This is a genomic window from Microbulbifer maximicatervae (SeqCode), assembly GCF_056232625.1.
On record NZ_CP174324.1, the window covers coordinates 832,472 to 852,516 of the forward strand.

General features: G+C 46.9%; 20 protein-coding genes. 16 read left to right on the forward strand and 4 right to left on the reverse strand.

The features are described 5' to 3' along the window. Positions 1–186: 186 nt before the first annotated feature. Positions 187–411, forward strand: a complete 225-nt coding sequence (locus tag ACJJI6_RS03630) for a hypothetical protein (RefSeq protein WP_444941491.1) — start codon at positions 187–189, stop codon at positions 409–411. A 17-nt stretch (positions 412–428) separates the two neighbouring features. Here ACJJI6_RS03630 and ACJJI6_RS03635 read toward each other — a convergent pair whose 3' ends face one another. Both ACJJI6_RS03635 and ACJJI6_RS03640 read right to left on the reverse strand, forming a co-directional pair. Next, positions 429–1,559, reverse strand: coding sequence for a hypothetical protein (locus ACJJI6_RS03635; protein ID WP_444917422.1), 1,131 nt, complete (start codon positions 1,557–1,559; stop codon positions 429–431). 623 nt (positions 1,560–2,182) lie between these two features. Further along, complete coding sequence (locus ACJJI6_RS03640) at positions 2,183–2,509, reverse strand: hypothetical protein (RefSeq protein WP_475712519.1); 327 nt, start codon at positions 2,507–2,509, stop codon at positions 2,183–2,185. A gap of 1,493 nt (positions 2,510–4,002) precedes the next feature. On the opposite strand from ACJJI6_RS03640, the gene ACJJI6_RS03645 reads away from it, so the two are divergent. Next, the gene (locus ACJJI6_RS03645) at positions 4,003–5,583 is read left to right on the forward strand and encodes a bifunctional AfsR/SARP family transcriptional regulator/alpha/beta hydrolase (protein ID WP_475712520.1); all 1,581 of its coding nucleotides are present in this window, start codon (positions 4,003–4,005) and stop codon (positions 5,581–5,583) included. A 185-nt stretch (positions 5,584–5,768) separates the two neighbouring features. On the opposite strand, the gene ACJJI6_RS03650 is transcribed toward ACJJI6_RS03645, so the two are convergent. Then, the gene (locus ACJJI6_RS03650; RefSeq protein WP_444917419.1) at positions 5,769–6,101 is read right to left on the reverse strand and encodes a hypothetical protein; all 333 of its coding nucleotides are present in this window, start codon (positions 6,099–6,101) and stop codon (positions 5,769–5,771) included. Between the two features lie 1,127 nt (positions 6,102–7,228). On the opposite strand from ACJJI6_RS03650, the gene ACJJI6_RS03655 reads away from it, so the two are divergent. The 7 genes from ACJJI6_RS03655 (at position 7,229) to ACJJI6_RS03685 (ending at position 13,020) form a co-directional block, all read left to right on the forward strand. After that, positions 7,229–7,420, forward strand: a complete 192-nt coding sequence (locus ACJJI6_RS03655; protein WP_444917418.1) for a hypothetical protein — start codon at positions 7,229–7,231, stop codon at positions 7,418–7,420. A gap of 841 nt (positions 7,421–8,261) precedes the next feature. After that, on the forward strand, positions 8,262–8,624 hold the full coding sequence (locus ACJJI6_RS03660; protein WP_444917417.1) for a hypothetical protein: 363 nt from the start codon (positions 8,262–8,264) through the stop codon (positions 8,622–8,624). An 86-nt stretch (positions 8,625–8,710) separates the two neighbouring features. Further along, positions 8,711–9,619 (forward strand): hypothetical protein, encoded by a 909-nt coding sequence (locus ACJJI6_RS03665; protein ID WP_444917416.1) that lies wholly within the window; start codon positions 8,711–8,713, stop codon positions 9,617–9,619. 104 nt (positions 9,620–9,723) lie between these two features. Further along, positions 9,724–10,110, forward strand: coding sequence for an OTU domain-containing protein (locus ACJJI6_RS03670; RefSeq protein ID WP_475712521.1), 387 nt, complete (start codon positions 9,724–9,726; stop codon positions 10,108–10,110). Between the two features lie 210 nt (positions 10,111–10,320). Further along, positions 10,321–10,953, forward strand: a complete 633-nt coding sequence (locus ACJJI6_RS03675) for a hypothetical protein (RefSeq protein ID WP_444941496.1) — start codon at positions 10,321–10,323, stop codon at positions 10,951–10,953. A 321-nt stretch (positions 10,954–11,274) separates the two neighbouring features. After that, positions 11,275–12,087 (forward strand): hypothetical protein, encoded by an 813-nt coding sequence (locus tag ACJJI6_RS03680; RefSeq protein ID WP_444917413.1) that lies wholly within the window; start codon positions 11,275–11,277, stop codon positions 12,085–12,087. 540 nt (positions 12,088–12,627) lie between these two features. Beyond that, on the forward strand, positions 12,628–13,020 hold the full coding sequence (locus ACJJI6_RS03685) for a hypothetical protein (protein WP_444917412.1): 393 nt from the start codon (positions 12,628–12,630) through the stop codon (positions 13,018–13,020). Positions 13,021–13,452: 432 nt separating this feature from the next. Here the strand turns inward: ACJJI6_RS03685 and ACJJI6_RS03690 are convergent, their stop codons facing one another. Beyond that, positions 13,453–13,587 (reverse strand): hypothetical protein, encoded by a 135-nt coding sequence (locus tag ACJJI6_RS03690; RefSeq protein ID WP_475712522.1) that lies wholly within the window; start codon positions 13,585–13,587, stop codon positions 13,453–13,455. 598 nt (positions 13,588–14,185) lie between these two features. Here ACJJI6_RS03690 and ACJJI6_RS03695 point away from each other — a divergent pair. From ACJJI6_RS03695 to ACJJI6_RS03725, 7 genes are all read left to right on the forward strand, one after another. Further along, the gene (locus ACJJI6_RS03695; protein WP_444917410.1) at positions 14,186–15,445 is read left to right on the forward strand and encodes a hypothetical protein; all 1,260 of its coding nucleotides are present in this window, start codon (positions 14,186–14,188) and stop codon (positions 15,443–15,445) included. Between the two features lie 59 nt (positions 15,446–15,504). Continuing rightward, the gene (locus tag ACJJI6_RS03700; protein WP_444917409.1) at positions 15,505–15,783 is read left to right on the forward strand and encodes a hypothetical protein; all 279 of its coding nucleotides are present in this window, start codon (positions 15,505–15,507) and stop codon (positions 15,781–15,783) included. Positions 15,784–15,795: 12 nt separating this feature from the next. After that, positions 15,796–16,326: a SycD/LcrH family type III secretion system chaperone gene (locus tag ACJJI6_RS03705; protein ID WP_444917408.1), complete on the forward strand. Its 531-nt coding sequence runs from the start codon at positions 15,796–15,798 to the stop codon at positions 16,324–16,326. After that, positions 16,313–17,497, forward strand: coding sequence for a type III secretion system translocon subunit SseC family protein (gene sctE, locus ACJJI6_RS03710; RefSeq protein WP_444917407.1), 1,185 nt, complete (start codon positions 16,313–16,315; stop codon positions 17,495–17,497). Before ACJJI6_RS03705 ends, sctE begins: the two co-directional genes overlap by 14 nt. Before the next feature lie 46 nt (positions 17,498–17,543). Next, positions 17,544–18,290 carry a hypothetical protein gene (locus ACJJI6_RS03715; protein ID WP_444917406.1) on the forward strand — a complete coding sequence of 249 codons (747 nt, stop codon included), beginning with the start codon at positions 17,544–17,546 and terminating at the stop codon, positions 18,288–18,290. 72 nt (positions 18,291–18,362) lie between these two features. Further along, positions 18,363–19,259: a helix-turn-helix transcriptional regulator gene (locus ACJJI6_RS03720; RefSeq protein ID WP_444917405.1), complete on the forward strand. Its 897-nt coding sequence runs from the start codon at positions 18,363–18,365 to the stop codon at positions 19,257–19,259. Continuing rightward, positions 19,250–20,035, forward strand: a complete 786-nt coding sequence (locus tag ACJJI6_RS03725; RefSeq protein WP_444917404.1) for a hypothetical protein — start codon at positions 19,250–19,252, stop codon at positions 20,033–20,035. Before ACJJI6_RS03720 ends, ACJJI6_RS03725 begins: the two co-directional genes overlap by 10 nt. The last annotated feature ends 10 nt before the right edge of the window (positions 20,036–20,045 follow it).

Below are 20,045 nucleotides of genomic sequence, written 5' to 3' on the forward strand. Positions count from 1 at the left end.
TGCCAATGGCTTGAGTGGTTGGTCGATTCCAGTGTTTTTGGGCTAAGGAGCCTCTGAATAACTTCGTGATACCTCTGGTATGTAGAGCGGTTCACAATCAAGGCGCGGCTTGGCAGGAATGTCTAGACCTTTCAAGAAGTCGCAATTCGGAGTGTGAATCACTCTGCAAGCCCTAAAGGGTGGCTCTTGAAGACCACAACGGCTGCGTTGCAGCTCTTGCTAAGGATTAAGGATATTCGCGGCGAATTGCGCCTAACCTCTGCAGACTTCAAGACCTGCAGAGGTACTGCGGAGTTATTCAGAGCTTTCTTTGTTCTCGTTAACGATGGTTATTTATCCGGCCGTCGAAGAAAGCTCTGCGGCTCCATTACCCTATCGTGGCAGGCAATGGGTACCGGAAGGGTTTATTGAGTGGCCCAGGCTAATGCTCAATCTCCGACATAGACTACGCTATCGAAATCCTCGATCATAGGTTCTACGTAGTTTTCAATTTTCTCTTTATTATTTTCCAACTGACAGTGGACCTGGTTTAAGTAGTCCTCCGCAAGGGCGAGTAATGTAGAAAAGTCTCCTTTTGCTTTGCCCGTATCTTCTCCCTGGCCGGGATATACTGCGCCGCCTTTAATTATGGTTGTTTGAGGCGCACCCGTATGTACTCTTTGTAAAAGATCACTTAACTTTTTCCCCTGGTTGGCAATGTTTTGTGGGAGGTTGTTGTTTAGGGTCTGTATCTGTTCACGCTCATAGTCTAGTGTGCCCGTGTCATCTATATCGACTAATTGTTTAAGGGCTACATCGTAAGTAGTAATCGCCTTCTTAATTTGGTCAATATTGCTATGCCAGTGAGGGAGGTCCAAGGGCTTCTTTCCCTCTAACTGAGAATAAATCATTGCGATGGGGGTTTTATAATCCGATTTTAATAGTGAATCGATTTTATCCTTGAGGGAGATGTTTTGTTGTCCCAGTGCTAGTTTTCTGAGGGGATCTTGTTGGCGGGCTTGTGTGGGGCGCACGCGACGAAAATAATCACCCCTTTTCGGCTTTAGCTTTCCGCCTCTTGGCATCAGTGCTTTTTTCCGGTTTTGTTTCAGTTGCTCCTTGGGTGAGAGGTCTGCCTCACTCTCGGCGGCCTTTGCTTGGCAGGCCATTTCCTGCTTAACGTGCAGTTGCAGTTGCTTATCATCCATTTTTTGGAGCTCTTCCAGATATTTGGCAGTCTCTTTCTGGGAATTGCGATATTTTCGCTCAAGCACTTTGTCTCCCCCCAAAGGTTTTTTCAGAGATTCCAAACTATTTTTTGTGAGTTGAAATCTTTCAAATCCCTTTGCAAAAGCAGATTTCTTTTGGACTTGGTGCTTCCTGGTGGAAAAAGTAGATGAAGGTCCACCCTGTTTGCCGCTGGTATCAGCATTTCGACGCTCGTTATTGGGGCGGCTGGATTGGGCGTTGGGTTTGCGTGATTTAGTGATGCACATACAGATTCCTTGCTTATACCGGCGTTGTGAAGATGGTTGATAGCCAGGATAATAATTGACCTGCACTGTGTCTTTCGAATTCATTGAGGATTTTTAGGTTTCGGTCAAATTTCCACATTGTGTGGAGTGAGACTGGGGGTTTACCAATAATGCCAAAATATTCGATCACTCCCTGCCTGTTGGTGGCAATATTTAGGGAGTAATTAACCTCTGAACAACAAAGCTGGATAGTCTACTGAGTATTATTTCCAGGTTGTATGGATCGCTAGGCAGTGGCTAATTATATCGAGGGCGGGTTGGTATTAGGAGTCGCTGACTATAGTGAGTATTTGCCAGGGCTGCACCATATAGCAAAAATAGCGCTCTCCACTCCGGGCTAAAAAAATAGTTGCTTACCCTTGTGTCTGATATTTGTAGCTTAGCCTTTAATTTAACTGGCGGGAAGCAGCTGCTTCACTCTTTGTAAATAAATGGCTTTAAATTGCGCTTCCGCCAGTGATAACAAATATGTTACCAATTAAAGGGGAGTCATTTGGTTGGGTTAAATATTTAGTCATTGGGCGGTTATTTCTTTATTCTGTCGAATGCAGGCTATGAATTTGTAGAAGAATTTTATTTGTTGGATGTTTCCTTTTATATGGCAAGCCTGCCACCGGGAATGCCTGGACCAGAAAAGCTATCCAGGCTGCCCGCCTTAACGGATATATTTAGTCTCCATTGGTAGCGAGGAGAAACTCTCCCGCTACGGGGAGAGCATTTTTTTCTTCATCCGGTACATCTTCTATTTTAGTGGCATCCGGAACCTCGAAGGATGTAGGGTCATGTTCCGGTACCAAAGGGTATGCTTTGTTTGGGTCCTCAATTGTTATCTCAGATGCTTCTGCGGTATATTCGGCTGAATCATGTGTAATTCGGGAGTTTACACTTCTTTGAGTTACGCCTTCATTGATTTGTGATTCGTACTGCGCCTGGTAAAGTGAAGAGCGATGATTGAGTGCCCTTTCTGGGCGTTGAAGCCCTATCATGCGCTTCAAGGCGTTTACTGCGGAAGCGAACCATTTTTTTGCGCTCTCTAGTAGCTTTGAAAATGTGCCTCTATTCCCGCCTGCTCTGTTTCTGCTAGGGTCATTTTGAATTTCCGGTACAGTGCCTGATACGTGCGCTGATCTATGTGAAAGTTGACCTACTCCGGGCATGTTGCACTCCTGGTGAAATTTAAGATAAGTACTGAGGTTTAACGGATGGGCCAAGCTGGGCTGGAGCCATTGCTATAGCTTCATTCAGGTTGGATCTTATATTAATTTTATCGGGTAAGTCTTTTGAGTTTGACCGTAATTTTTAGTTTATGGGCATAATTTGAGTTGCTGCCAGGGATTGAGAGGGTGGGTCGAATTCAGTAGCTATCAGCTTGAGCGTGCGGTGTTCTCGGGGGAGCTGGAATTGTCGCTATTACCATAATACAGAGCGTCTTATGGTGGCGTTTGATTTTTTTGCAGTCACTGGAGATACCTGCGGGCTTCTTGTGTTTTTCACTAAAACCGAAATACTAAAAATAGGACGAAATCCGGAAGGCGATTGAATTATAGAGAAGTGAGTTTTCCCTGATAGGTAGCGTTACTTGCGCGCCTGACTTGAAAGTTTGATTGTAAAGAAATGTATATGCCCCAGCCCGAGTGAAAGTACCGTTTTGGTGGTACTTGATATTTCATGTAAGGGGGGATCTCAAACCTACCTGAAAGCGACTTATAGCAGGATTATCACCATTGATAAGGAGGTGCAAATTTGGTGCGCCACGACAGGCATATGGAACCCCTTGCATAAGTTCGGCACCTGCGCTGGCTGAAGAAGAATTTCCGGCTCCCATGTATTTCGGGTGAAGTCTGTGAGTCCGGCAGAACAAAAGAGGGGGTAGTAGCCAGGTTTTCGAGATAGTTGCCCAGCCTGGTTGGGGGTATAAAGAATTTTTTCCCTGACTCAAAAGTACCAATATCGATAGGCTCTTTGGGGGTACTCCCAAGTATCCCAATAGAGCCCAAACTTAAAGTTGCCCGGCTCATTCCGTATCAACATTTTGTAAAGTATAATGCCGCTATTGTATCAAGCCTCAGTTCTGCCCGCGTGACCTGCTGCCTAGACTGAATAGTCAATTCCATATTTTAGTATCCGCACTGTTGCACGGGCTCCCTGCTTATAGACCCTGCAAGGCAGGGAAATAACGACTGGGGCTCCTTCAGGACCTGATACCCTATTTAAGGAAGAGGTTGGTTCTCTGAATAGTTCCACGCTCTCTGTGTGTCTCTAAGGCCCACCTTGGGGTTTTTCTAAGCTGCGTTGTGGCTCCTTACCTGCGGCCTGGTAGCGACTGCTCTGAAAGCAATGAGCACTACGGAATTATTCAGAAGCGCCCTGGGAGTTGTTTTGATGTATTTGGAGTGTTAATGCGCGCTTTCTCACCCGCTTCTATAAGGCTAATTTTACATTTAGCTGATACCACTGAACCTATGGAGGGGCTTCTGCGGTTATGTGTATGACGGTCAAAATGCTCGGAGAGCTGACGATTTACTGTGATGGAGAGCTGCTCAATTTGCCGAAGTCCAGAAGGACAAGGGCACTTTTGGCCTTTTTGATTATGGCCGCTCGGCCACACCGTCGCGATCGGCTGTGTGAAGTCTTTTGGAAAATGCCTGATGATCCAAGGGCATCGCTGCGGTGGTCATTAAGTAAAATACGGTCGGTTGTTAATCATCCTGGTGCCGAGCGCCTAATTGCGGATCGGGAAAGAGTCAATTTAAAAGGGGATGATTTTCTGGTTGATATCAGCGTTATCGCAACGCAGCTGGAATCACCAGGATTATCAGCCGGCAAACTCAAAGCCATTTATACTGATCTAAAAGAGCCGTTTCTAGAGGGGATGGATTTGCCGGACCAGCCGTTATTCCAGGAGTGGCTGCGCGGCGAGCGGGAGGAAGTAGGGCGTCTGCGTGGTAGTGTTCTGTCACGCCTGTCTGTGCATCCAGATATACCAATACCCGATCAGTTGAGATGGGCGCGAGCCTGGGAGGCTCTTGAGCCGTTTAACCCCCAGGCAGCGACAAACCTGCTCAAGTGTTTGGATAAGCTGGACCTAAAGCGTGAGCAGGCAAGGCTGCGCCCCGCTTTGGTGGACAGGTTTCGCAAGGCTGGATTAGCCTGGACCCCATTTGTGTCAAGTGCCATCACGGGCAACCGGGAGACCGCTGGCAATCCAGTTCTGGAGCGTAAACTTCTCACGGAGCAGGAAGTTAAATTTTGTACGGCTTCCGATGGTGTGCGCATTGCGTATGCGACCTTGGGCAAGGGGCCGTCCATTGTGAAGGCTGCTAACTGGTTGAGCCATTTGGAGTATGACTGGGACTCACCGATCTGGAGCCCGCTATTTAAGGAGCTGTCGATAGATCACCAGTTTACGCGCTATGATGAGCGCGGCAATGGTCTTTCAGACTGGAATGTCGGTGATATATCTTTTGAATCTTTCGTAACGGATCTTGAGACGGTTGTTGAGGCCTGTGGTGCGGATGATTTTACCCTGCTGGGTATCTCTCAGGGGGTGGCTGTTTCTATTGAGTATGCGATACGGCATCCAGAAAAAGTAAAGCGGCTTATTTTGTTTGGCGGTTATGCAGCGGGCTGGCGGATAGGGGCTACAGAAGCTGTTGTCAAAGAAAGGGAAGCGGTAATGACTCTCACGGGGACTGGTTGGGGCAAAGATAATCCCGCTTATCGGCAAATATTCTCCTCAACCTTTATGCCAAGTGCTAATGCTAGCGAACTGGCTTGGTTTAATGAGTTTCAGCGCCTGACAACCTCCCCGGAAAATGCAGTGCGCTTCCTGTCGGTGTTTAGCAGTATTGATGTTCGTTCTCGATTGAGCAAGGTAACTGTTCCTACGCTGGTTCTTCATTCTCTGGGAGATCAACGTATTCCGGTAAAGACAGGCTACGATATTGCATCAAGTATTCCAAATTCGAAGTTTATTAGTTTGAACAGTGATGGGCACTTGTTACTGGGGCGAGAACCGGCCTCAAAAGTATTTGTGGAGGAAGTTCGGAGGTTTATATCCAGCACTTAACCTGAGCCTCTAATAGGGCATCTTCCATGCTGGATCGCCGGGCTTGTAAATAGCTGCACACAGTGGTTGTGCCCAGGCATGTGCGATCAATGGCAGGGTAGTATTATAGGCTATACTAATTATCATCGAGTGAAGGGGGGTATCCGGGAAAGATGCCCCCCAACCGTTATATATTGCTTTCAATATCACAAAAGATATACCGATAGCTCTCTAGTGGATAGATAGCGAATATCAGCCTGTGGATACTTTCGAATAATCTCCAGTGCTGCCAGGCTTGCAGAGTCTTTATCAGGGTATCGTTCCGGTTGTTTAATATTTGATATCCTTCTGCCGGACATAAAGCGGACAACAATAATATAATGCCCTCCCCATTTCCCCCAAAGTACTTTGCTCGGGTACTCAGTGGGGGGCGATTGCTCTGGTGGCTTTTCCTTTTTTTTAAAGGATAACTCCGTCTCACGTTGATGCATTAATTCAGCGAGTTGATTGAGCTGTTGACTATAATCTTTGATTACCATTTTTCCTTAGTGCCAGTAAAGTCCTTTCCCATCAATTCGCAGTCAAAGCGCGATTCGCAAGGGGCTATTGTTATGATTAATTATTATGCGGAAGTTTTATAAACACAGGCACAGCGCCTTCCGCTTTTACTGCACCCTGGGATATTGCCGCCCGGAGGCGTTTAGCGTTTAAAGCGCGCTGCTTATTTGTGGTGACTTGTATAGTTGCATTGAGTTTTTATTCACTTCCTTAAGGGTAGCAATTGTATGATCTTTAGTAGATAAGGTGATCTCTCCCTGGCCTGGAAACAGGGGCTGCACTTGCTGGGAGGTAGCGGGAATAAACTGGATTATGCTCAGCTGTCCTCATTTTTGAGCGGCCTGCCTTACGCCTTGGTGCCGCTAAATTATCGTCTGGCGTTACCACTAGTTTGGCGGAGCACTACCTGCCTGTGTTGAGGCGGCAGTATTGGCTGTTTTCACGCTACATACTGCATATTTCAATAAGCGAGGTTGGGTAGGCGAATTGAACCTGCTAAAAAAGAGCAGTGCAAAACCTTAAGCAGATTAAATTTTATTACAATTTAATCCTCGAGTCTCTTAAATTTTGCTATTAGATTTTAGATTTTAGATTTTAGATTTTAGATTTTAGATTTTAGATTTTAGATTTTAGGTTTTGGGCTTTAATGGGTGTTCCAAGGTTTCGGTACATATAAGAAGCTTTGTTGGCTGCTACTATTCCCCTTCCGCCAAAGAGGAACCTTTCCGGAATTTAGGTGCTGAGCACCTGGTGGTGCCTCGATCCAATCCCGTATCCGGCCCGCTGGACATAGCTTCCCAGGAATTACTTGCTTGCCGGCTCGGCGTGACAGCTGCGGCCTTGGGGTGCACTGGTGATTGTAAAGTACAGGCCTCGGATTGGGGCCTGGGGGCAGGTAAATATGGACAATGGTCGTTGCGAGCTTGGCGCTACGCAGGTGCAATACAAGATTGAAAGTCAATCTGTCAGGGTTCTTTCGGGGGCATAGAATGATTGGAAAAACCAATTTCTAAAAAAATAAGTCCAAAGTTGAAAGATTAATCAGCGCCGGGCAATTACCATTAGTGCCAGAAGATGTGATATTTGTTACCGGAAGTTGAGGTATAAAATGAGCAGCGAATTTGAAATCCCCTGGATTGACTGCCGTGAGAGAGTGCCCACAAATGAAGATGCCACAAGACGTGGTATGGTTGAGGTGGTTTGGTTTGATGTAGAGGCTGGCCCGGTGCAGATCAGCTGGAAAACAGGCATTGATCACTTTGAAAAAGCCAAGAGTTATGCCGGCTGGCGCCCTCTATAATCCGCAAAGGTGGTGACTACATCTAATTTGTGGGTCTAGAGTGAGCGCGACAGGCTCGTGTGGCCCTGCTTGGTGTCATGAGGTCTGGAGAGGGTGTAATAGTCACCAGCCCTGGAGGGTGCGGCAGGGGGCTGATGCCTTGGCTTCCAAATCCTATGCTGATCCTGCTGCCCGGCCCTGGCTTTAAGGGTGGGCAGCATATTTGAGCTTGCGAGCTAAATCTTAAGCCCCCAATCAATCCCTGCGGAGTCAAGCGTGGCCGGCAGCCAGGCGGGAAGCCTTTGCGCTGCCTCGTAGTGCCTGCCAATGGTTCAGGTGCAGCCCGTTGACGTCTTTAAGGGGTTGGAGTACCTGGGAGGCAAGCCCTCTTTTTGGGGGCAGTCGTCGTACTTAAAAGTAGTTCCCGGCGCTTTAACTTTAATCGGGTATCACGGAGTTATTCAGGGGCTCCCTAAGTCGCAAGGAGCCAAGGAATCCTTGCCATATATCCGTCTGTGATGGGCGATGCCTCCTATCGGGCGGCTGCCTGCCTGGAGCTCTTCAGGGTGAACTTGGTTGGGACCCCTCAAAAATGACCAAAAGTCACAACTACATCAGGAAAACCTAAAGAAAAAGCGTTTTAGGTTGGGTAATCTTAGATAGTGTCACTTAGTCTTCCCGCTGGGAAGGGAAATTATTAATTGGGTGGTTCTATTAATGCTGCATCAATTGGAGCGAAAGAGTTGGACGCACTGTGTGAGGCTAAAGTTGGTCTCTGTAAGGCAGCTGCACCCTTCAGGACCAGGTGTGAGCTGGAAACCCTGCCTCTATAGCAACCATTTAATCGAGAGCCTATTTTATTATGTCAAATAGTATAAAGTTAAATGGAGCCCACACTGCCCCGGGGGCTCGCATAGATGGTTGTGGTGCTGCCCCCTTAAGCCAGGATGCACAAAAGGTCCCTAGTACCTTTGCAAAAAATCGCCAGACAGAGGTTGTGGCCGATGTTGCCCCCTCTCAGAGCCAGCCTTTCTCCAGTCCCAGGTCTATCGATAAGGTGGATGCGCACACTGTCCCCGGGGGGGAGAAAAAAGTTTTACGTGACCTCTTTCGCGGCATGAACGATATAGTTTCGATCGATAATTCTTCGAGTCCGGCGGAGAAAGTTAAGCAGCTAAAAGACATTATACAAGTGGCTGATAAAAAACTTGCCGGGGGCGATTGATAGCTCAATTGCTGGGAGCGCAAGCCCACTGCTTTTTGTTGAATTGAATTTTAATTACCTCTAGATAACTTGGGGAGAGATCGCGTATGGGCCTACATCTGCCTTCAATTTCGGGACTGACTTCCGCCATTAAAACCGACCCGGCACTACTTAAGCAAGTGGAAAGCATGAGTAGCGTTCAAAAGCTAAGGATTGGCGCACAGCTGATTTTTAAGGGTCTTACCAGTTGGGCATCTCCGCCCCGGGGCAAAGACAGGGATGAAGAACCTGCTGCCCCAAAAGAAATTAGAGCTGAAACTTCAAATGTAGATCAGCAGTTGACGGAGCTTTTGACTGTAATTAGACAGTTGGCAGTTCAGCTTGGAAAGGTGATTGATAAAATCGATCCACAAAAGGGCGGATCTAGTAGCTTGCCCCAGCTTCAAGGTGAAGATGCTGCCTCGCAGAGGCAGGCGAGCGAATTGAAAGCACCAGGAAGCGCACAAGGTAAGTCTACGGTTGGGGCTCGCCATGCGCCGTTTACACTTGGAGACCTTAACAATCAGATAGGAAAGCTTAAACAAACAGAGAAGCGGGAAAGAGCACAAGGAAAGCCCCCTACTAACGGTAACCGCCTTGCTTTGACGCCTGAACTCTTAGGAGGGGCAATAGAAAACCTAAAAAAAACAAGGATGCAGGAGTTTGCGCCAATAGAGAAGACTAAACCAGCCATGGCTGGGCAGCCTACTAGCGGTAAGCGCTTTGTGATGACACGTGATGTCTTAGGGGAGGCATTACAAAGCCTAAAAAAAACAAAGGAGCGCGCGCCAATAGCGAAGTCTGAGTCAACCCCGCTTGAGCAATTCCAACAGAAGATATTTGAAATAAGAAAAGATATAGCTCCGGAAGAGTCGGGTGATAATTTGGATGATAATTGGAGTGATTTTGAGGGTGGTAGCAAGGCGGCCTCCCCCAAGGCAATGGACGACCTGAGCGATTCGCAAAAAAAAAAATAGAAGAGCTGATTGCGTTTATTAAAAAGGATCGTCAGTGGAATTCAGAAATCGGGGACTCGCTGCCTGGTTTAATTAGCGCGCATCTTAAAAGAACAATTTATGTTGTGAGTCCTAATGGTAGGGGAGGGGGCAAAAATGTAAAGAATATGCAGTGCATTCAGGTGGATGTGAAGTACCCAGGGAAAGAGCCGATATTCCTTTATCTCGATAAGCGCAAGCAGCATTACCAGCCTATGCTAAAAAAATTAAATCATCAAGGGCGGGAATCTTTCAGCTTTGCAGGCAAAGCAGGAAAGGGGGATCTTAAAACCATTCCTGTCAAGCCTGACGGGAACTGCATGTTTAATTCTGTAGCGATCGCTCTTAATCGTGAAGATAAACGCGAAGTTTGTAATAATAATTTGCTCCGCAATAGGCTGGCTGACTGGATTAGGGAAAACCCCGGACACCGCGCTGTTCAGTTTTATCTTGAAACAGATGGCTTAAAATAAGGTAAAGTTGCGAGGTCGCTTAGTGGCCTGGGGCAGTGCGGCTAAAATTCGCGTGTAACGGGCTTTGAGTTGGAGGTTAAGGGGTATTTGTTGAAGCTATTTTTATAAATATCCCATTCTGATTTTATAAATATCCCATTCTGAGATTGGTTAGAACTTTTAGGGAAAAGGCTTCCTAGGTATATTGTTAAAAATAAGAAGGTTAGATATATGTCGGATTTAAATGGTAGCACTCTCAGCGTTAGAGGCTCACATAGCCAAAAAGTCAACTCCCCTAATGATAATCAGGGTGCAACTCCCGCACGTGCACAACGGCAAGGGGTGTTTAGGCGAATTCGCAGCGCGCTAAGCGCTATTTTTTACAGAATGGTGTGTGTAAAAAATAGGGTTGCCCATTCCCGGCCGCAACAGATCACTGTAGAAAAGCACCCCGATAGTTCCCGGCATACACCACTAACTCCTGAGAGTTCTCATTATCGAGTGAGAGGCGAGTTCAATGGGGTTAAAGTGAATTTTAATGCAATCCCAGGTTCTTCTGAGAGCAAGGTGAATGGCGACAAGCCGGACTATACAAAAATTGATGATAGGAATTTAAGTAATATTTTTGGGCATCGTGAGGTTGGCAAGCTGGCGGTAGTTGGAGATTCCAGTAAGTGGATTGACATATTTGAAGAAGAAGCGATGGCTGCGCCGAAGGTGTCGTCGCAACCCAAAAGGCAGCCCAGTGTGCTACTCGACAGCGCAAAAGATTCCATTGATGCTTGGTTCGATAAAGCTCCTGGTGCAGAGGCGGAGAAGCGGGAAGTTGGCATTACCGGTAGTCTTCCGAGCGTACTGAAATAAGGGCGCGGAAAGCTCCAAGGAGTGTGTGAGAAGTGGAAAAGTAAATGTGCGGACTATGTTTGAGTGAAGATAGATAACGCCACTACTTGTTTTCAATAAAGCAGACGGTAGATTATTTCTTCGGATACATATGCGCGCATATATTTCCCTTTGTATAGCGGTATCTCCAGCATACGAATTTGTAACAGTGAGGCTTATGCAGTAAGGGCTTTACTGGGAACAGTGTAATCAATTACAGCAGGTTTAATTACCCTCCCTGCTGCCAATAATTATTTTGGAAACTGAGGGGGTTTAAACAATAATTTTTTGGAGGGTGATATTTTGCCAGGAACTGTAAACAGTGCTAGCAGTAAACAATCTGTAGGAAAGGCTAGTCAATTGGAAGATGCCGGTTTAAACCGGGATAATCTGCGGTCTAAGAAGTTGTTTAGCTTTAAAACCCTTAGGGCGGGCGTAAGCAAACTCTTTTCATCAATGGCAAAGATGAAAAAAACGGTATTGTCGATGCCGAAATTTATGCGTCCAAAGTTTGTGGGGGCGAGTAATGGTGGAAAACCAAATGAAGGCCTGGAGGAATTCAGGGAAAATATGCTTAAGGATCCTATAGATCCTAATAAACGCTCTGTATTTTTATCGAAGACGTTTGGTGGTCGTAAATCTTTGTTTTTATCAGCGAAGTATAATGATCAAAAGCTTCTCCCTGAGAAGCCCGATACAAAGACGGATACCCTAGGGTTAGCGGCGAAGGTGGACTCTCGGACAGCGCCACCGCCACCGCAAAAGACACCCGCTGCGCCAGTCTTATCGCCAATTGTAGCCTCTGCTGATTTCCCTAGTGATCCTGACCTTCGGCAATTGTTTAGATATGGGCTTGGGCCGGAGGTAACACCAGCCTCTGCTGATACAAGCAAGGGTGTGGATGTCGGAGATGCTCCTGATAGCGTAACAGATTTCGATGCGCAAACATTAGTAACCGAAGAGTTCACGTCCGACTGGTGGGACGACGTTCGTGACAAGTCGGAGGCCGCTAGTGAAGGCTATGTGCGAGGGCGCGGTCGTGAAGTACCGAAGGGTTATGCAGCGGAGGTCACAAAAAACGCAATTAAAGATATCGAAAAGGAAATATTCGGATGACTATCATTTGATGATGCTCTTCCTAAAGAAGTCACTAAAAATTGAAAGGTCTATCGCTTCGGTATCTTTAGTGCAGCGTTTAAAAACAAGTGTCAGGCCCTCAGTCCGGTAACAAGGGGGATGCCGAAAGCCTTGGATTAATTGCGAGCAGTAGTGAAGCCGTAGGTTGCTACCGTTGAAAACTGGAAAGCGGCACGTTTCCCTTAATGATAGCTTGCAAAGCTGAAGCCCTGGGGCAAAGGCTTTGCGAGGAAAAGTGCAATTACCACAGGTTTAATTGCCCCGGGCGCCAATAATTGTTTTGGAAGCCTGGGGCTTAAATAATGGTTTTTTAAAGAGATATAGTTTGCCAGGAAGTGTAAAAAGCGCTAGCGGTAAGCAGGCAGTAGATACGGCCAGCAACCAGAAAGCGGCAGGTGTAAACCAGGAAAATCCGCGGCCTAAGAAGTCGTTTGGCTTTAAAAGGCTTAGGGAGAACGCAAGCAAACCGTTTTCATCATTGGCAAGGATGAAAAAACGGTATTGTCTACAGGAAAATTTATGCGTCCACAGGAGGGGGCGAGTTGCAGTGATGATTCGTTTTTCGAAAAATATTCTGACTCTATAGAGTTGGCCTTAGCGCTTCGTGATGGAAAAACAACCCGTAAGGCTCTTCATCGGCGCTGGGGGCAGTTCAAGGAGCTAGGAGATTCCAAGTCCGTGGGGAGAAGATTGCCGGGCAGAGAGCCTCATCCGGTAGAAGTTGCCTACGATAAACTAGGGCCTATCTCTTGGCAAAAGGATGAGGAGGCGGGTGTCGATAATTCCAAGCTCGATGCGAGAACATTGCCGGACGTAATATCCTGCTGTGGTTGGGAGTGCGATTCAGAGAAGGAAGGTGAGCTTGTAGTGGACGACTATTTACGGGCAGCACGTTTACAGAAAGAAAGTTAAGTTTTTTCTTCCGCTTTTGCGGGCGAAGTTCGGGGTGCGGTTCATGGGGAACTCCTGATGCTGTATAAGATACTTAACTCATGGCTTGGCCTGAAGATCTCCAGGCCGGCCATGAGTAAAGCCTTCTGCGTCTTTTCCGGTGCGCAAGGGGGGGGGTATGCCGGAAGCCCCTACGCGCACTTGCGGTCATACATCCCGGTTGATATTTATCAATTCTGCAAGCCGGTGGAGCACTATAGTGATGGCCGTGGCTTGTTGTTGGGGTGCGGTTTTTCTGGAGGTAACCCTAACTTTTGCAGGATCTCGATGCGGAGCACGAAGTGTTCTGCAGTCTTCAGCTGGCGATTGTTAAAGACTACAGCATCTGCGTTACAGGTCACGCTATTGCCCACCAACTTGAGGTCTGGCTGGATATTGTGGTGTTACTCAGGGTTATCCTCCCGTCATTAACCTGTAGTCCCAATCCCAATCCCAATCCCAATCCCAATCCCAATCGCGCCCAAAATTCACCAGCGCTCCTCCTGCTGCCGCACTCGGGTAGTGACAAATTTCAACGGTGGTTTCCACGGTGGTTTCCACGATAGCTTCAATGGTCTCCGGGGATAATGCCTAATTAACCTAGATGGCTTGCATTCACTCCGCTTGCAGTCCCGCTCTCCAGGCCCACTCTTTACCCCTGTAGAAATACAGCGATGGCGAGATTTTATTTTGCTACTCGCCAGTTCCGCAGGAGGACAAATGGTGAAACTAAACTTTGACCGTTTTTAGGTGGGAGGTATTTCCCCAGCTGTACTTTGGGAGGTTTAGAAGTGAGGAGGGGAGCGTTAGGGCTAACCCCGATTGAGTAGGCGCTAACTTGTTTTTGGTAGAGCCTGGATAGTGGCAAGCACGCTTGGGTGTCGATGAATATTAAAGGAGCGGGCTTGTGGTGAGTGAGGTATTGAGCAGCCGGGCAGCTCCAGTGGCGAATTAAATATTTCGTGAAAAAAAACTGAAATCTAAAAAAAAAATACCAGAAATCTAAAGCGGCGATTTTTGGGCGACGTATGATGGTACTGAATGTTGGGTCAGGTAGGGCTTCTGTGCCGACTGACAGTAACGTGATTGATAACGGCAAGCGCTCATACCTCAGTTTAGCTTGCAAGGCTTGGAGATAGGGGGATCTATGGTTGACAGTGTCACGCAAGTAAAGGTGGCGAGTACCGACAGTGTCTCGCAAAGCGGTTCAACATCTGCGGCAGAAGCCGAATCTGTTTCGGCAGAGTCCAGCGGGGATCTGTGGTTCTTTGGCTCCTCCAAATTTCGCATGGATGGCAATGGCGATGTGCGCCTGGCAAGCTCGGAAGAAATCCTTGGGGAAACCAAAAGCTCTCCATCGGCCATGGTGGATGTGCTTTCTACCGGCGCCGACCTGCTGCGCTTCGATGCTAACGGCTATTACCAGGATGATGTAGATGCGATCGCCGCCCTTCATGCCCAAGCCGATAAAACGACCGAGGAAATCGCTGAAGAAGTCCAGCAAGCAACGGTCGATTTGCGCAATAAGATGAGGGCGGATATTGAAGCCGGTGTCTTTACTGTTGATGACGCCGGCCAGGTTTACCACAACGGCGTGGCAATTCCGCCGGAAAGTGTCGGCTTTGAATTAAACGCCCTTCTGATTGAATCCCTGACGAATCAGGTATCTGAGCTCAACCAATTAAAAAGTGACATAGTTGCTGTCGATGGGTGGGTACAGGCAGAGCTTGAAGAAAGTGAAGAGGATCATGTGGTTGCTCTCTATGATATTGATCAAAGGTGCTATATCGAAAAAAAGAGGGCCTATAGTGGAGGGTCAGCTATGATCGGCGCCAGTTGGGGAAGATCAGGTTATAACGATGAGTATGACTTTTGTAAGTGGCACGAGGTAGAAGGCCACGAATCAGACTTCGATAAATTTGCTGCGGAAACCTTCCCGGAGATGGAATCTGAAAAGGGTAAGGAGGGCGATGTACTCATGGACTCTATTCGCAGCGATTACGACCGCCTGATGGAAGGCTCCGGCCTCACCACCCCCGAGTGGGGAGAGGAGATGCCTAATAAGGAATACGATACAAAAGGCCCGATGTCGGGTGAAGGCCTTTCACAGAAGTCAGAAATCGCCACTCGAGATTTTAACTGGGAAAATAGCACCGGAGCGGCGGGGGGGAATAAATATCGAGGCACTGACCAAGCGAAAGAAACCAATAGAGTCGCCTTCGATACAACCACATTCACGTCTGCCAAGGAAAATATCAATGCCCGGGTATCCACACTGTCTACGGTGACTGAGCAGCTGGGCACCAACCTAAACGTGGATAATAGTCGCTATAACAACCTGATCGAAGCAATGAACAACTACAACAAGTCAGTATTGGATTCACTGAAAAGGTTTTCCATCTACTAATTCCGTTGGCAAATGTTACTACTTGCTGGATGCTAATTTTTTCAGGAATGGTGCAGGGTATGTTTATTGATACTGAAGAAGCTGCTAAACGCTGCCAAAACACGCTGGATCGAGCCAATCGCGCAATACGGCAAAGCGAAAAGCGAGAGGCTGAGCTGACTCGCGCCCTCGGGTGCTCGCGGCAGCAATGGGTAAATCAGGTAAAGCAGCAATTTGGGGAGGCAGGAGTGCAGGAACAATTTATGGCCAGAAAGTTGTTGGACGAAACCCTGTATAAGAAAGAGCAGATCGATTTGTCGCCCGTAAAAAAACCCTTTTTTGTGATGAACCCGGTATAGCGAGGGGCAAGTATGTCGAAAGTAGATAGTGTGCCCTCCCTGACTGATGATATTGATGAAAATGACTGGATTAATTTCCTGGAAAAAGGCGGAACCTTGGCGGAGGCTCTGGATGTTAATGCCGAGGAGCTGGAGGCCATATATACATTAGCCTATAAAAAATATGAAAGCTGCAATTACAAGGAAGCCTTATCATTATTTCAGCTGTTGTGTCAGTGTGATCACTATGAAGCCAAGTATATGCTGGGGTTGGGTGCGACCAGGCAAGCGTTGAGTGAACATCAATTGGCTGGAGAGACTTTTAGTTTTGCAGCTATTGTCCACCCGCACGACCCACGATTTCCATATTATGCTGCCGAGTGCCACCTGGCATTAGGTGATTGGCGTAGCGCTGGAAGCGGTTTTGAGATGACCATGCTTAGGTGCGAAGGAAAGCCAGAGTTTCAAACCCTAAATGAAAAAGCCACTGCTCAGTTTGAAAGGCTAAAAGCCAAACTGGACAGGGAACAGCAAATTAAGGACAAAAGCAATGACGACGGTTAATGGGAATCAACCCCCCTCAATCTTTACTAACACCCTACAAGTCCTCCCTGAGCTTTCACAGGAGAGCCTGGAAATTGCACAGCGAGAGCAGTTAAAGGCCGAAGCAGGTAATGCTGGCCTGGCCAGTTTGAACAAAGAGGTTAAGAGTGCGCAAAGGGCCGAGTTGCAAGTTCCTTCTGCAGATACTGAGACGGGTGATTTTTACGAAACAATCACACTTGCGCTGTCTAAAATGGCAGGGCTTATGGGTGACATGGCGGACACTATTCAGGTAGAGCTGCAATTTAAACAGTATGAAATCAAACAGCTGCTCAAAGATAAATTAAAGACAATTGAAGAAAATCAGGAGCGCCTCGAAGAGCAGGTAGAGGCTCGCAAAGCCTTTGAAAATCAGAAAAGGCGCTCAGGGGTTTTTGGCAGCGTGATGAATTTTACATTTGCGGCTGCGGAAATTGTTAGTGGGGCGCTGTTAGTTGTGGGAGGGGTGGTTTCAGGTAACCCCGCACTTATAGCCGGCGGCACCTGCCTAATAGCTGCCGGGTCATTGGAAATTGCAGCTGAAGTCGTAAAGCTGACGGGTGGCAGCGCTGAACTTGAAGGGAAGCTTAGAGACGCCGCATTGGGATTAATGATTGCCGGTATAGTCATGGGTACCTGCGGTGCGGGCACCGGCCTGGCTGGGGGGGCTGCTGCGGCAAAAGCAGGCGCTAAAGAGGGAGCAGAGCGGGCACTCAGGGAGGGGGTCGAGGAGGGCGCCGAGCGTGCGGCAAGGGAAGGTGCAGAAGCCTCTGCTGAGAGAGGGGCGAAGGAAGGCGCAAAAGCAACGACTTCAAAATCCACTAAATATGTAAAATCATCAACGGGTACCTTTGTCGCTTCAGCCACCGTCCAAAATGCAGGAAATGCAGGGATGAAGATCTATGATGCAAAAATACAGCGGGATTACGATAGGCGTGAAGCAGAGCTTGAATTTGACATCCAACGTTTGCAAGCACGACTGGAAGCCGTTATAGCCAAGCAGGAATTCGTCAATCAATTGATACAGCTTTTAAAAGAGCAGTGGTGTCGGGCGATTGTTAGCCCTGTGGAAAGTGCAATAAAAGTGCTTAATGGTGCAATTCAGGATCGTGGCGCTGCCAATACACGCATAGCCGCCAGTTTCAGTGTTTAAATATTGCCGTTGATATTAATCGTAGAGAGTATAAAGGGATAGTATTGTGCCTACCTTATCAGAGAATAATTTGGGAATTAGTTCCAATTCACTTAACCGCGCTGAAAAAATGGAGCTGGACAACACCAATCCAGCAGGAAAGGGCGGGCCGAAACCTTCAATTATTAGTGCCGAGGATGCGCCTAGCTCCTACCGGGCTTTAGATAGCGAATCAGAGGATGTGCAGAACTTCTTGAAGGCTTTCGCCCACAACAATCATATCTACGGCCTAATCAATACGTTAAATAATAATTTGAAGGCGGTGTATAGAGATATGCGGGAGGGGGAAATCTCTATCCGTGTTAATAAATATATCGATCAATTTGACACCGCACTGGAAAAGCGGGATGAAATTATTAAATATGCGGGTGAGATCTATGACACGCGTATGAGAGCTGCGAACATGAAGATGGGCATAGGCATAATGCACGGCGCATTGGGGCTTGGCAGTCTGAGTGGCGGTGGCGGCTCCGGTGGCGGCTCTCCAGTTGGCTCCTTCGCTCAGGCGGCGCAATATAACATCGAAGCTAAAATTGATAGGTTAAATGCAGAAGCTGAAAGGCTTAATTCGATGTTACAGGCTAGGCAGGTAGAGTTAGATGCGGAAATTAACCTGGATAAACAGGATGCAGAGTTAGCTGGTGCCCATATTAGTTTAATCGACAACCTGACCAGTACGTTTTCATCAATGATTAATGATCTTCATTCACATCATAGCGCAACAGTTAACGCACTATCAAAATCAATAGTGTAGATAGATTTACACTCGCTATTTGTAAATGTTAGGTACGGATAAATCGTTATTTAATTACGAGTTATGATAGAAATGAACAATCTTTCCTACAGGGAGCAGGAGAGTAACAGGGAAGTGATTGTCGAGAGCCAATTTAGTGGAGAGCTCTTTGAATTAACAACGTTTTTAATGCCAAGTGGAAAATCTATCGTACCTACATTTTCACCCTTTGTTAATTTGGTGATGATGGTAGCTGGCTCTGCCCATGTTACATCGGAGAATTTGGACTTTGATCTCGTAATGGGGCAAGTTTGGCTTGTGTCTTCTGGTGAAGAGTATGAGCTAAGCAACGATCATGCGCAGGAAGATATAGTTGTTATCTGCGTGGGCATTACTGCAGCAATGCTCGCAAGGTTTTACGACAGGTATGACAATGATCTTTTGCAGAAAAAGTATCCAGTTAACTCTTTTGAGTCATATGCCCCTAAAGGAAAGATGCCAATCATATTTCCTGCCTGCGAACTAACGAAGATATCACTAGATTCACTGCGCCTGTTCAGCCAGATGGGGCATGATGGATTGAATGCATTAAAGTTAGAAGAGTTACTGCTACTAAAGTTAAATAGTGAAAATGGACAAACCCTTGCAAATGAGTTCCTCGATCGGGTGGATCCCGCGCATGAGAAGTTTAGGTTGTTCATGGAGGAAAATATCGCCAAAAATTGGTCCGTTGCAGATTATGCAAAGAATGTTGGTATGAGCCTCACCTCATTTAAGAAAATGTTTGCGCAAGTTTTTAAAAATTGTTCCCCAAAATCATGGATCAATGAAAGGCGGCTTCGAGCTGCTGACTTCCAGTTGCGTACAACCGACAAGAGACTTGTTGATATTGCGATAGAGAGTGGGTTTTCCAGTCAGTCATACTTCACACAACTGTATAAATCCAAGTATGGTGTCTCACCATCAGAGGCGCGTCAAAAGTGTATTTGAGAGCAATTCTTATTTGCCTGGTTTCTTCCATAATGGTGGCTGGATGTGCGGCTCAGCATGGGAATGATCAGGATATATTACCTACGATTAATGTCGGGGTTCAATTAGACAGCCCTATCTCTACTAAAGCAGCAGATATATTATTTTCTGGGGATGCAGCTTCAGGAAATAGTCCATCTTCTGTGAAATCACTACCGGTGCAGGCACTTCAAAGGGAACTTTCATTGGGGAACTGTGATGTGGTGATTGGCTCTTTGAGCAAAATAGGGAATGACCCGAATCTCACTGATTGGGAGTCTTATGTAATTGGGGCCTTGTCATTCAATTATATTGCCTTAAAGGGGAGCGATCATATCTTAAGAGCCGCAGATCAATATACTTTTTTTTCCCAGGTTAAGTCCGTTGGGTATGTAACCGAAGGGACGCGTATAAGTATTGATACCTCTATTTTGAATTTGCACCCTTTTGCCAGTTCTTTTGTAGAGTGCGGGCCACTAAATCAGTGCCTTATGATGCTGAAAAATGGTGATATTGATGCGCTTTCTATTCCAGATATAGATTCCCGCCATCTGCAAAACTACATCCTAACCAAATATGATTTGGAGCTTGTCAGGGCGAAACACACTGAGCGTGCCATTTTCTCAATTGGCCTCAATGCTCGTAGCCTTACGTTGCAGGAAAGACGTGCGCTTACTGTATCATTAAAAAAGCTATTTAAAACCCAGGTTTCCACTGTTTTAGATGTACAAACAAACAATGATCGTAATAAAGCCTAGCCATCAATGA